At 66.0% G+C, this 13,212-nt stretch carries 10 protein-coding genes; 8 read left to right on the forward strand and 2 right to left on the reverse strand.

Annotated elements, in window-relative coordinates:
* The first annotated feature begins 42 nt into the window (after positions 1 to 42).
* The 5 genes from LGY53_RS40580 to LGY53_RS40600 are packed head-to-tail and all read left to right on the forward strand — an operon-like array spanning position 43 to position 6,159.
* Positions 43 to 1,020, forward strand: coding sequence for an ABC transporter permease (locus LGY53_RS40580; protein WP_225731978.1), 978 nt, complete (start codon positions 43 to 45; stop codon positions 1,018 to 1,020).
* Positions 1,017 to 1,937: an ABC transporter permease gene (locus LGY53_RS40585; RefSeq protein WP_225731979.1), complete on the forward strand. Its 921-nt coding sequence runs from the start codon at positions 1,017 to 1,019 to the stop codon at positions 1,935 to 1,937. Before LGY53_RS40580 ends, LGY53_RS40585 begins: the two co-directional genes overlap by 4 nt.
* A gap of 2 nt (positions 1,938 to 1,939) precedes the next feature.
* Complete coding sequence (locus tag LGY53_RS40590) at positions 1,940 to 3,784, forward strand: ABC transporter ATP-binding protein (RefSeq protein ID WP_225731980.1); 1,845 nt, start codon at positions 1,940 to 1,942, stop codon at positions 3,782 to 3,784.
* 60 nt (positions 3,785 to 3,844) lie between these two features.
* On the forward strand, positions 3,845 to 5,518 hold the full coding sequence (locus LGY53_RS40595) for an ABC transporter family substrate-binding protein (RefSeq protein ID WP_225731981.1): 1,674 nt from the start codon (positions 3,845 to 3,847) through the stop codon (positions 5,516 to 5,518).
* Positions 5,515 to 6,159 (forward strand): hypothetical protein, encoded by a 645-nt coding sequence (locus LGY53_RS40600; protein WP_225731982.1) that lies wholly within the window; start codon positions 5,515 to 5,517, stop codon positions 6,157 to 6,159. The genes LGY53_RS40595 and LGY53_RS40600 overlap by 4 nt, the downstream gene beginning before the upstream one ends.
* 162 nt (positions 6,160 to 6,321) lie before the next feature.
* On the opposite strand, the gene LGY53_RS40605 is transcribed toward LGY53_RS40600, so the two are convergent.
* A complete protein-coding gene (locus tag LGY53_RS40605; protein WP_225731983.1) occupies positions 6,322 to 6,873 on the reverse strand; it encodes a TetR/AcrR family transcriptional regulator in 552 nt (183 codons plus the stop codon).
* Between the two features lie 122 nt (positions 6,874 to 6,995).
* Between LGY53_RS40605 and LGY53_RS40610 the strand changes: the two genes are divergently transcribed.
* Both LGY53_RS40610 and LGY53_RS40615 read left to right on the forward strand, forming a co-directional pair.
* The gene (locus LGY53_RS40610; RefSeq protein ID WP_225731984.1) at positions 6,996 to 7,751 is read left to right on the forward strand and encodes a carboxymuconolactone decarboxylase family protein; all 756 of its coding nucleotides are present in this window, start codon (positions 6,996 to 6,998) and stop codon (positions 7,749 to 7,751) included.
* Positions 7,752 to 7,857: 106 nt separating this feature from the next.
* Positions 7,858 to 10,107 carry a cation-translocating P-type ATPase gene (locus LGY53_RS40615; protein ID WP_225731985.1) on the forward strand — a complete coding sequence of 750 codons (2,250 nt, stop codon included), beginning with the start codon at positions 7,858 to 7,860 and terminating at the stop codon, positions 10,105 to 10,107.
* A 51-nt stretch (positions 10,108 to 10,158) separates the two neighbouring features.
* Here LGY53_RS40615 and asnB read toward each other — a convergent pair whose 3' ends face one another.
* Positions 10,159 to 11,997, reverse strand: coding sequence for an asparagine synthase (glutamine-hydrolyzing) (gene asnB / locus LGY53_RS40620; RefSeq protein ID WP_225731986.1), 1,839 nt, complete (start codon positions 11,995 to 11,997; stop codon positions 10,159 to 10,161).
* 70 nt (positions 11,998 to 12,067) lie between these two features.
* Here asnB and LGY53_RS40625 point away from each other — a divergent pair, with 70 nt between their 5' ends.
* On the forward strand, positions 12,068 to 12,691 hold the full coding sequence (locus tag LGY53_RS40625) for a TetR/AcrR family transcriptional regulator (protein WP_225731987.1): 624 nt from the start codon (positions 12,068 to 12,070) through the stop codon (positions 12,689 to 12,691).
* Positions 12,692 to 13,212: the final 521 nt, after the last annotated feature.

Here is a 13,212-nt window from a genome sequence, read left to right on the forward strand (position 1 = left end):
CTTTATGATCGACCAGATACCCGACCGAGAACCAGGGGACCGATGACCGGCTTTCTGCTGCGACGTGCGCTCAACTATGTCGTACTACTCCTGCTGGCATCGTTCATGACGTTCAGCCTGGCCTCGCTCACTTTCAAGCCGCTGGACAGCCTCGAGCAGCGCAATCCGCGGCCACCGCAGTCGGTGATCGACGCGAAGGCGGCGGAGCTGCACCTCAACGATCCGATCCCGCAGCGCTACGGAGAATGGTTGAAGGGCGTCGTACACGGCGATTTCGGGAAAACGCTCGCGGATCAGCCGGTGAGCACCGAACTGGGCCGTCGGATCGGGGTCAGTCTGCGGTTGCTGATCATCGGTTCGGTGGTCGGCACGGTACTCGGCGTGCTGATCGGCGCGGCGGGCGCGATCCGGCAATACAAATTCAGCGATTACTTCACCACCATTATTTCGCTGGTGCTGCTGAGCACGCCGGTGTTCCTGCTCGCGACGCTGTTGAAATACGGTGCGCTGCAAATCAATACGATCAGCGGGCAGCAGTTGCTGATGTATACCGGTGAGACGTCGGCGAATGCCGTGCACGGCCTGTGGAATCAGTTCGTCGATCGCTTCAAACACATCATCGTGCCGACGCTCGGCCTCGCCCTCGCCGGCATGGCCGGGTACAGCCGCTACCAGCGCAACGCGATGCTCGACGTGCTGCAGAGCGATTTCATCCGCACCGCCCGCGCGAAGGGCCTGACCAGGCGGCGCGCACTGTACAAGCACGGGCTGCGCACCGCGCTCATCCCGATGGCCACCCTGTTCGCCTACGGCCTCGGCGGTTTGATCACCGGCGCCGCCTTCACCGAGAAGATCTTCGGCTGGCACGGCGTCGGCGAATGGTTGATCGATTCGATCAACGGGCAGGATCTGTATCCGGTGGTGACCGTGACGGCCTTCGCCGGTTTGGTGGTGCTGGTCTCGGGTCTGCTGTCCGATGTGGTGTACGCGATTCTCGATCCACGGGTGCGGGTGTCATGACCGAAGTCGAAGTGATCACGCAGGGCGCGCCGGAGCCGATGGCAGCCGGCCGCCGAAAGCTGGTGGTGCGCAGGTTTTTACGCAACAGACCGGCGGTTATCGCGGCGGTCGTGCTCATCGCGCTGTTCGTCGCGAGTTTCGTGCTGCCGCATTTCCTGCCGTACGGCTATCACGATCTCGATCGCAGCGCATTCCTCAAACCGCCGAGTGCACGGCACCCGTTCGGTACCACGGCGCCCGGTGAGGACGTGCTCGCGCGCACCGTGCGCGGCATGCAGAAATCGCTGATCATCGGCTTGTGCGTGGCGGTCGTCTCGACCTCGATCGCGGCCCTCGCGGGCACCGTCGCCGGTTTGCTCGGCGGCTGGACCGATCGCGCCATCATGTGGCTGGTCGACCTGTTGCTCGTGGTGCCGAGCTTCATCATCATCGCGCTGTTCGCGCCGAAGACGAAGGGCAGCGGTTCGATCATCCTGCTGATCGTGCTGCTCAGTCTATTCGGCTGGATGATCAGCGCACGCATTGTGCGCGGCCTCACCCTGAGCCTGCGCGACCGCGAATTCGTCAGGGCGGCAAGGTATATGGGCGCTCCGACGCGCACCGTGATTCTCACCCACATCCTGCCGAACATCGCCTCGATCCTGATCATCGACACCACGCTGAACGTCGGTTCGGCGATCCTGGCCGAAACCGGTTTGAGCTATCTGGGATTCGGTGTCCAGCCGCCGGATGTGTCGCTGGGCTCGCTGATTTCGGAAGGCGGACCATCGGCGTTCACCTACCCGTGGCTGTTCATGTTCTCCGGCGGCGTGCTGATCACCATCGTGCTGTGCGCGAACCTGATCGGCGACGGACTGCGCGACGCATTCGATCCCAGCGCCAAACGGGCCAGATCGCGACGGAAGGCGAAGGTGTGATCATGCGGAATACGACCGCACCGCTGCTCGAGGTGTCCGACCTGTACGTCTCGTTTCCGAGCGAAGAGGGCCGCGTCGACGCCGTACGCGGGGTGAACTACACCGTTTACGACGGTGAAGTGCTGGCCATCGTCGGCGAATCCGGTTCCGGCAAGTCGGTTTCCGCGCTTTCGGTGATCGGCCTGCTGCCCGAGCAGGCACGGGTGCGCGGTTCGATCCGGTTGCGCGGACGCGAACTGCTCACCCTCGGTGATCAGCAACTGTCGAAACTGCGCGGCTCGGCGATCAGCATGGTGTTCCAGGATCCGCTGTCGGCGCTCACCCCGGTCTACCGAATCGGCGATCAGATCGCCGAAGCGCTTCTGGCACACGGGAATTTGACGGCGAAGCAGGCGGGGCAGCGCGCGATCGAGCTGCTGCAGCTGGTCGGCATCGAGGATGCGGCCCTGCGCGCCAAGGCCTTTCCGCACGAATTCTCCGGTGGCATGCGCCAGCGGGTGGTGATCGCGATGGCCATCGCCAACGATCCGGAGCTGATCATCTGCGATGAGCCGACCACCGCGCTGGATGTGACGGTGCAGAAGCAGATCCTCGACCTGCTGCGCAAGGCGCGCGATATCACCGGCGCCGGCGTCATCATGATCACCCACGATATGGGGATCGCGGCGACGCTGGCCGATCGGGTCGCGGTGATGTATGCCGGAAAGATCGTCGAAACAGCCGTGGCCGCAGAGCTTTTCAACGCACCACGGATGCCGTACACGGTGGGCCTGCTCGGTTCCATCCCACGCATGGACGGCCCCGCCCGCGCGCCGCTCACACCGATCGTCGGCGCACCGCCCGCGATGCACGATCTGCCGTCCGGCTGCTCGTTCGCACCGCGCTGCCCGGTCGCGATCGACGATTGCCGGGCCGCGGAACCGCCACTGGAGGATACGAGCCCGGGGCACCGCGCGGCCTGCATCCGCACCGCCGAGGTGGATACGGCGGGCCTGTTCACCGCATACCGTGCGGAGGTCACGGAGCCGCAGACCGAGCGGGACGTGGACGCCACAGTGGTGCTGCGGGTTTCGGAGTTGCACAAGACCTATCCGATCACCTCCGGCGTGGTGTTCCGCAGGCGGCGCGGCGAGGTGCGCGCGGTGGACGGCATCAGTTTCGAGGTGCGCGCGGGCCGCACGCTGGCCCTGGTCGGGGAGTCGGGCTCCGGGAAATCGACGACGCTCACCCAGATCATGGATCTGGTGGCACCGGAGGCGGGCCGCATCGAGGTGCTCGGCAGCGATGTCGCCGCGCTCACCAAGGCCCGCAAGCGGGAGATCCGGCGCAAGATGCAGATCGTCTTCCAGGATCCGGCGGCCTCGCTGGATCCGCGCCTGCCGATCTTCGACGCGCTGGCCCAACCGCTGCGTATCGACGGCCGCCCCCGCGCCGAAATCGACCGCCGGGTACCGGAATTGCTGGAACAGGTCGGCCTGCGCCGCGAACACGCGGACCGCTACCCGGCCGACTTCTCCGGCGGCCAGAAGCAGCGCATCAATATCGCGCGCGCACTCGCCCTCGATCCGGAACTGTTGGTGCTGGACGAGCCGGTGTCCTCGCTCGACGTCTCGATTCAAGCCGGAGTGCTGAATCTGTTGCGCCGCTTGCAGATCGAGCGTGGTCTGTCGTATCTGTTCGTCTCGCACGATCTTTCGGTGGTGCGCAACCTGGCGCACGATATCGCGGTGATGTTCCGCGGCCGGATCGTCGAATCCGGGCCCGCCGAACAGATTCTCGGCGCGCCGACGCACGAATACACCCGTCAGCTGATCGATGCGGTGCCGGTTCCGGTCGTCGCGCGTTAGGAGAGGTTGATGTCCCAGAATCGGCTTCGTGAAATGACCGGTCGACGGAAGGAGCGATCCATGCGGACGCGTTCAACGGTGGTACGGATGGCGATCCCGGTGGTCGCGCTCGGATTGTTGCTGTCGGGGTGCGGCGGTGCGGGCGATACGTCGCAGCCGGCCAACGTGGATATCGGCACCACCAACGACATCAATCCGCACGACCGCAGCGAGCTGAAAGACGGTGGCAATCTGCGGCTCGCGATCACTTCATTCCCGGCTACGTTCAATAACCTGCATGTCGACGGCGGCGACGCGGATGTCGGGGCGGTGATCGGGCCGCTGATGCCGGCGCCGTTCATCAGCGACGCGTCGGGCAACCTGACCGTCGACCACAACTACTTCACCGACATCCAACTGACGAATACCAACCCGCAGCAGGTCACGTACACGATCAACCCGAAGGCCGTCTGGTCCGACGGTTCGCCCATCACCTGGGAGGATCTGCGATCACAGGCCGCGGCCATGTCCGGTGCGAACAAGGATTTCCTGATCACCACGACCGCCGGCTTCGAGCGTGTCGCGAAGGTCGAACGCGGCGTCGACGATCGGCAGGCGATCATCACCTTCGCGAAACCGTATTCGGAATGGAAGGGTCAGTTCGGCCCGCTCTACCCGAAGCAGGTGACCGAAAGTCCGCAGACCTTCAATGATTTCGCGCGCAACAGCCTGCCGCTGAGCTCCGGTCCGTTCGTCATCACCAATATCGACCGGACGCAGCGGCGAATCACGTTGAGCCGCAACCCGAAATGGTGGGGTGAGACCCCGAAGCTGGACACCATCACCTTCAGCGTGCTCGATGCGGGTGCGTGGTTGACCGCGATCCAGAACAACGAGCTCGACGAGGCGTACATGTCCGGGCTGGCGAATGTGACGGGCGCACGCAACGCACCCGGCGTCGTGCTGCGCCGAGCGCCGGAGCCGTCTTTCAACGTGGTCACCTTGAACGGCGCCCCCGGATCGATTCTGGAGGATCCGAAGCTGCGGTTGGCGATCGGCAAGGCCATCGACAGGCAGACCATCGTGAACTCGGGCCAGAACGGCATCGTGGCCAACCCCAAGACGCTCAACAACCACATCTTCATGGCGGGACAGAAGGGCTACCAGGACAATTCGGCGCCGATGGCCTACAATCCGCAGCAGGCGGCGGCCGATCTCGACGCGCTCGGCTGGAAGCTCAACGGTGACGTGCGCGAGAAGGATGGCCGCAAGCTGGTGCTCCGCGACGTCATGTATCAGCAGCAGCAGTGGGTGGATACGGCCAAGATCATCCAGGACAACCTGGCCAAGGTCGGCGTCAAGGTGGAGATCCAAACCGTGCCGGGCACGGGCCTTTTCACCGACGTTATCGATCCGGGCAATTTCGAACTGGCGCAACATGGTTGGGGTGGTAGCGTGCTGCCGTTGATCTCCCTCCCGCAAATCTACTGGTACGACCCGGCCAACTGGCAGAGCAACAAGGCCCGCGTCGGCTCACCCGAGCTGAACGCGCTGATCGACCAGACGATGAGTGAGCTCGACGAGAACAAGGCGCTCGAACTCGCCAATCGCTGCGACCAGATGATTTGGGCGGAGGGCCATTCGCTGCCGTTGTCCCAGGCCTCAGGCACCCATGCGGTGCGCGCCGACCTCGCCAACTGGGGCGCGTTCGGCATGGCGTCGCCCGACTACACCAAAGTCGGCTTCCTGAAGTGAGTTCCGGATCGGGCCACCCGCTGGCCTATCCAACGATTGTGACGATCGGCGTCCTCGCGGTGTGTGCCGCTTGGGCGCCGTTCGGCGATTCGGATCAGGTTGCCGGACTGGTCACCGTCGCGGTGCTTGTGTTGGGATACAGCGTCTTTCGGGTCGCAACGGCGTTGGGATACCTGCCGAACGGCCTGACCGGCGCGACCGGCGCGGCGAAACGGGTGCGCCAACAGCACCGGTTGGACAGCCGGTCCTGGCTGGAACTCACCGTCGGCGGCCGAAACCTCTGGCTGCCGGTGTACTTCGAGCCCGCACTGCTGCCGATGACGGAAACCACCGCGACGCTCGACGGTCGCATTCCGCGTGTCGGCGAGTTGCGCGTGTACCCGTCGGGACGGGTGCGCTCCAGTGAGCCGCCCGGCAGGCTCATCGACAATCCGTCCCGTCCTGACCCGAATGCCCCTGGCACGCTGCGGATTTCACGACGGCTCCTGTTCGACGCACAGTCGGCGGTCGCCGCACCCTTCGCCGGATTGCTATGGGTCTACATCGCCGGGGGCGGTCTCGCGGGCTTCCTCGGCGCCACCTGCGTCGCCGCGGCGTCCGCGCTCTGGTTCGCCGCCATTCGCGGCTCCGACCCGAGCTGACGTCCTGCGGGCCGTACCAGGCCTGACAGGCGCGAGCACCGTCAGCAGCCCACCGAGTCCGAAATTCATCGCCGATCACCGATCCACACAAATCGGATACTACGGGCAGTAGTAGTCGAGCGGAATCGTTCGGAAGTACGAGAAGCGATGGGCCGATCGCGACTACGCGAGCAGACGCTCCGCGATGGCGCGCGCCCTGGCGGCCGCCTCCGGCGTACCCTCGCGCAACGCGGTGACGATCGCACCGTCCACGAGCAGCGCGAATTCTTTTGCCAGCGTTGACGCGTCGGGTTGCCCCGCCGCCGTCAACAGCTCGGCCAAGTACTCGGCCACATGCTGTTTGTGCCGGTCCGCCACCTGATGTGCGGCACAGTCGCGATCGGCCACCTCGATCATGGTGTTGATGAAGGCGCATCCGCGGAAGTCGTCGCGGGCGAACCGCTCCGCCAGCGCGTCGAAGACGGCGAGTGGCCGGTCCACCGGATCGGATGTCTTGTCCGCCACCGCTTCTCGCAGCCAGGCCAGCCAGCGCTGGTCTCGCTCCGTCAGCACCGCGACCACCAGGTCGTCCTTGCTCGCGAAGTGCCGATAGAACGACGCGCGGCCGACACCGGACTCCTGGAGCAATCGCTCCAGCCCGACCGCGCGGACACCCTCCACATAGAACAGCTCTTCAGCGGTATCGAGCAGCCGCTGCCTCGCCCGTGTTGCCATGCACCCACCGTAGCAGAACGGAACCGATCGGTACCGTTCCTCTTGACGAAGACGGTACCGATCAGTACCGTCTTGTTCGGAACCGTTCGGTACCACCAGATTTCGAACAACTTGGAGTGCAGATGTCCCGGCTACCCCTGCTGACCGCCGAAACCGCCGATGCCGAACAGGGCGAACTGCTCACCGAGGTGCGGCGCCAGCTCGGTCGCGTACCGAACCTCTACGCCACCATGGCGAACAGCCCGGCCACCCTGCGCGGCTACCTGAATTTCCGCGACGCGCTCACCCGCGGCAACCTGCGCGCCCGCACCCGCGAACGCCTCGCGCTACTGGTCGCCGCCGAGAACGGCTGTGACTACTGCGTCGCCGCGCACACCATGCGCGCCGGAAAGTTGGGGCTGACCGATGACGAGATCCGGGCCACGCGCGACGCACACGCCGACGATCCGCACACCGACGCGGTACTTCAGCTCGCCGCCGCGGTCATGCGCACCCGCGGCGATATCACCGACGACGCACTGGCAGCGGCCCGGGCGCGGGACGTAACGGATGCCGAAATAGCCGAAACCATCGGACATGTCGCGCTCAATACCCTCTCCAACTACTTCAACCACGTCGCCCGGCCCGAGCTGGACTTCCCGCCCGCACCGGCGGCCGAACCGAAAGAGACCGTCATGCAATCGAATTGGCGCCAGGCACACCGGGTCCAGCTGGTGAGCGGATACCTGATCACCGGACGGGATGGCAGGCCGACCGACGAGGTGGACGATGTGCTGATCCGGATCGAGGGCGGTTTCCTGCACATCCGACTCGACCCCGACGGCGACGCCCAGGTGGTTTCGGCGCCCGCCGTTCGGCTCGTCACCTATCGGCCCTGATATCCGCTGTGCCCGGCCATTCGGCCGGGCACTCGGCACACTCAGCCTTGACATCTAATTACCCTAGGGGGGTATGGTACGGATATCGGCGATGAGAGGAGCCCCGATGACCCTCACGACAGAATCAACGGCCACCGGCCAGGTCGAGCTGGTGATCGGCGGTATGACCTGCGCGTCCTGCGCCAACCGCATCGAGAAGAAACTGAACCGGCTCGACGGCGTGACCGCGACGGTCAACTACGCCACCGAGAAGGCGCGCGTCGAATTCACCGGCGACGTCTCGCCCGCGCGGCTCATCGCCACCGTCGAGCAGGCCGGTTACACCGCGGCGCTACCCGCCGGGAAGGCGGAGCCGGAAACGGCGGCGGCCGAGGCCGATCCGACCGCGGCGCTGCGCACCCGGCTGCTGGTCTCCCTCGTTCTGACCGTGCCGGTGATCGCCATGGCCATGATCCCGGCGCTGCAATTCACCAACTGGCAATGGCTTTCGCTGACGCTGGCCGCACCGGTGGTGGTGTGGGGCGCGCTCCCCTTCCACCAGGCCGCCTGGACCAACCTGCGGCACTACACCGCGACCATGGACACCCTGGTGTCGATGGGAACCCTTGCGGCGCTTGGCTGGTCGGTATACGCCCTGTTCTGGGGCACCGCGGGGATGCCGGGCATGCGGCACCCATTCGAATTCACCGTCTCGCACACCGACGGCAGCGGCAGCATCTACCTGGAGGCCGCGGCTGGCGTCACCACCTTCATCCTGGCCGGACGCTACTTCGAGGCGCGATCCAAGCGCCGGGCCGGTGCGGCGCTGCGCGCGCTACTGGAGCTCGGGGCCAAGGAGGTCTCGGTGCTGCGCGGTGGCGTTGAGCAGCGAATTCCGGTGGAGCAGTTGACCGTCGGCGATAGCTTCGTGGTGCGGCCCGGCGAGAAGATCGCCACCGACGGCGTTGTGGTCGACGGCTCATCGGCGGTCGACGCCTCGATGCTGACCGGTGAATCGGCGCCGGTGGAGGTCAGCCCCGGTGACACGGTCGTCGGCGCGACGGTAAACGTCGGCGGACGAATCATGCTGCGGGCCAACCGAATCGGTGCGGATACCCAACTCGCGCAGATGGCAAAGCTGGTCGAGGACGCACAGACCGGCAAGGCGCAGGCGCAGCGGCTGGCCGACCGGATCTCCGGCATCTTCGTTCCCGTTGTGCTCGCGCTGGCGGTGGCGACGCTCGGATTCTGGCTCGGCACCGGCGGTTCCGTCGCCGCGGCCTTCACCGCCGCGGTGGCGGTGCTCATCATCGCCTGCCCGTGCGCGCTCGGCCTCGCCACGCCGACGGCGCTGCTGGTCGGCACCGGACGCGGCGCGCAGCTCGGCATCCTGATCAAGGGTCCGGAGGTTTTGGAGTCGACCCGTCGGGTGGACACCGTGGTGCTGGACAAGACCGGCACCGTCACCACCGGCCGGATGACACTGATCGAAACCGTCGCCACCGACGGCACGGATGCGGACCGTGTCCTGGAACTGGCTGGCGCGCTGGAGGATTCGTCGGAGCACCCGATCGCGCAGGCGATCGCTAAGGCCGCGAAGGAGAAGTTCGGCGAGCTGCCCGCGGTCGAGGGATTCGCCAATATCGAGGGACTCGGCGTACAGGGCGTGGTGGATGGTCACGCGGTGATCGTCGGCCGGGCCCGACTGCTCGCCGACTGGTCGCAGCACCTGTCGGCGGACCTCGAAAAGGCCATGCGCACAGCGGAATCCGAGGGCAGGACAGCTGTCGCGGTGGGCTGGGACGGCAGCGCGCGCGGCGTGCTCATCGTCGCCGACGCGGTGAAACCGACCTCGGCCGAGGCGATTACGCGGCTGCGTGCGCTCGGACTGACACCCGTCATGCTGACCGGTGACAATGCGGCCGCCGCCCGCACCATCGCCGATCAGGTCGGCATCGAACAGGTCATCGCGGAGGTCCTGCCGCAGGACAAGGTTGCGGTGATCGAACGGCTACAGGCCGACGGCAAGGTGGTCGCCATGGTCGGCGACGGCGTCAACGATGCGGCGGCGCTGGCCAGGGCCGATCTGGGTCTGGCCATGGGCACCGGCACCGATGTCGCCATCGAGGCCGCCGACCTGACCCTGGTGCGCGGCGATCTGCGTGCCGCCGTCGACGCCATCCGGCTCTCCCGCCGCACCCTCGGCACCATCAAGGGCAACCTGTTCTGGGCCTTCGCCTACAACGTCGCGGCGATTCCGCTCGCGATGGCGGGACTGTTGAACCCGATGCTCGCCGGGGCCGCGATGGCGTTCTCCTCGGTGTTCGTCGTCAGCAACAGCCTGCGGCTGCGCGGATTCCGTTCGACGGCAAGCTGATTCGAATAAGAAAACGGGACGGCTCGGTGCCGTCCCGTTTTTGTTTGTGCGTCAAGGCAATTCAGGATGATAGTGGTCGATCCAGACAACAAAATCGAGGAACTGTTCCAAGCCGAACCGGTGCCCGAGGGATAAACCGTCCGGCGCTTTGGCGACGAGTTCGGCGACGACGGCCCGGTCCATCAACTCCAGGACCGGATGGTCGGGCCGCTCGCGCAGCACCGCGCCGGCCTGCCGCTGTATCGCTTCGAAGTAGGCGCTGTCCTTAGCCATCGGATAGTGGCCCTTGACCCGCCGCACCACCGATTCCGGCAATATGTCCGCGGTCGCCGCGCGCAGCAGGCTCTTCTCCCTGCCGTCATGGGTCCGCATCGACCACGGCACGTTGTACACGTATTCGACGAGCCGGTGATCGCAATACGGGACCCGGACCTCCAGGCCGGTCGCCATGCTCATGCGATCCTTGCGATCCAGCATGGACCGCAGGAAACGGGTCAGGTGCAGATGCGAGATCTCGCGGATCCTGCGGTCGAACTCGCCCTCCCCAGGTAGCGCCGCCACCTCGGCGATCGCGTCCCGATACGCATCCCGCGCATAGGTTTCCAGATCCAGCGTCCGGACAACCTCCGGCCGCAGCACTTCGGTGCGTATCCCGGTGCCTGCGGGCATGACCGCCAGCCACGGAAATCCGTCGGCGTCCCGGACCGCCGGGTCGTGGAACCAGCGGTAACCCGCGAAGATCTCGTCGGACGCTTCGCCGGACAGCGCGACGGTGGAGTGGTCGCGCACCGCCCGCGCCAACAGCAGCAGCGAGGCGTCGACATCACCGAAGCCGAGCGGCAGATCTCTGGCCGCCACCACGGCCGCCCGGACCTCGGGTGCGGCGAGCGCGGCCGAATTGATCACGACCCGTGTGTGTTCGGCATCGACATGCCGGGCGACCTCCACCGCGAATGGTGAATCGGGTGTCGCATGCCATTCGTCGGCGACGAAATTCTCCGACTGATCCGCGAAATCGACGGTGAAACACCGGACCTTCTCACCGGATTCGGCGAGGCGGGCCGCGGCGAGGGCGGTGAGCGCCGACGAGTCCAGTCCGCCCGAAAGCAGCGTGCACAGCGGCACGTCGGCCACCAGTTGGCCCGCTACGCTCTCCTCGAGCATGCCGCGGATGGTCGCGACGGTGGTCGGCAGATCGTCGGTGTGCTCGGTGACCGGCAGCGACCAGTAACGACGCGTCCGGATACCGTCCCTGGTCACGGTGACGACCGTGCCCGGATCCACCTGGCGCATACCGTCCCACACCGCGTCGCGCGGGTTGATGATCATGGTGAACAGTTCCCGCAGACCGTCCAGCCCGAGCACCGGGCGGGCGAGCGGATTGGCAAATATCGCTTTGGGTTCCGAACCGAACAGCACCCCGTCGGCGGTCGGCCACAGGTAGAGCGGTTTGATGCCGAGCCGGTCCCGGATCAGCACCAGCCGCTCGTCACGAGCGTCCCAGAGCGCGAAAGCCCACATGCCGGTGAGCTTTTCGGCGACTGCGTCACCCCATTCCAGGTAGCCGCGCAGCACCACCTCGGTATCCGAGCGGCTGCGGAAGCGATGGCCGCGGGCCACGAGTTCCGCGCGCAACTCGGTGAAGTTATAGGCCTCACCCGAATACACCAGTGCCACAGTGCCGTTCGGGGTTTGCACGGTCATCGGCTGCGCGCCGCCCTCGATATCGATGACCGCGAGGCGCCGATGACCGAGCGCCGCGTGCCGATCGAGCCAGACGCCACCCGCGTCCGGGCCGCGCTCGGCCATGGTCGCCGTCATCGCCTCGACGATGGTCCGTTTGTCGGTGAGGTCGCCGCTGAAGTCGACCCATCCAGTGATTCCACACATGCCACCAGTTTGAAGTGACTATAAATTTGATGCAACTATAATTTTGTGGTCACCATAGTAGAGTTCGACCATGGACGAGCCCGGTAGCGAATCGATACCCCACCGCACAGCCGACCCCGGACTCCGCGAACTGAAGAAGGAACGCACCCGCCGAGCCCTGATGCGCGCGGCCTACCAACTGTTCGCCGAAAAGGGCTACGACAAGACCACCACAACCGAAATCGCAAGGGCCGCAGAGGTTTCCCCCGGCACCTTCTTCAACTACTTCGCAACGAAGGAAGATCTGCTCTTCGGCGACCGCTCCAACATCATCACCGCGGGCCTGGAAGCGATCGCCGCCCGCCACCCCACCGACCGCCCCGCCGACGCCCTACTGCGTGCCTTCGCCGCCATGCTCACCGCCACCCGCACAGATCCGGGTGACGAATTCGAACAACACCGAGCCCGCCTGGTACTCACCGTGCCATCCGTCTACGCGACCATGCTCCAACGCACCTTCACCCGCCAGGAACAACTGGCCACCGCCCTCCACAACGCCTACCCCGACGAACTCGACGAATTCACCGCCACCACCATCGTCGGCGCCTTCACCGGCGCCGCCATAGCCGCCGCCCGCCTCGCCCTCAACACCGACACTTCATTGACCGACGCCATCCGAAACTCGATCACCTTGGTAGCCAACAACTTCCGTTGACAACGCAAGCTCGAACACAAATACCCACCGGCACAGCAGATTCCGGGCCGGGTATAAGCCAGTGGCCTCGCCCGACCCACCGGCCGTGACTCGTCCAGGCGCGAACGAGACCACGTCAGTGCCGCCGCCATCGCAGCAGTTCGCGGCCAGCCCGAGATCGAAAAGGGAAGCCCCTTCCTCGTTTTCAGCAGGAGCGCATAAACGACGGGCCTTTCAACGCTGCACCGCGGTGCCCAGGGTTCTGCGGTCCTGCGAACCCACCCGATTCGACGTGCTCACTACACGAAAAGCCCGCCAAGCTGTCCAGCCGTAAGACCACGTCCTACCAGGCCCCCAAATAAAGCACCCACCAACAAACCGCCCCAAAACAACCCCAACGCAACCACCTACGAAGGGGGGTCCGGGGGGCGAAGCCCCGCCGGGCGGGGCGTGGGGGGGGGGGGGCCCCCCCCCCACCACGAACGCCCCCCCCCCCGCCGCCCCCCGCCGGGGGGGGCGGGGGGCAGGGCGGCGCAGGACGG

The organism is Nocardia sp. JCM 34519.1 (assembly GCF_020361265.1).
Lineage (GTDB): Bacteria > Actinomycetota > Actinomycetes > Mycobacteriales > Mycobacteriaceae > Nocardia > Nocardia arthritidis_A.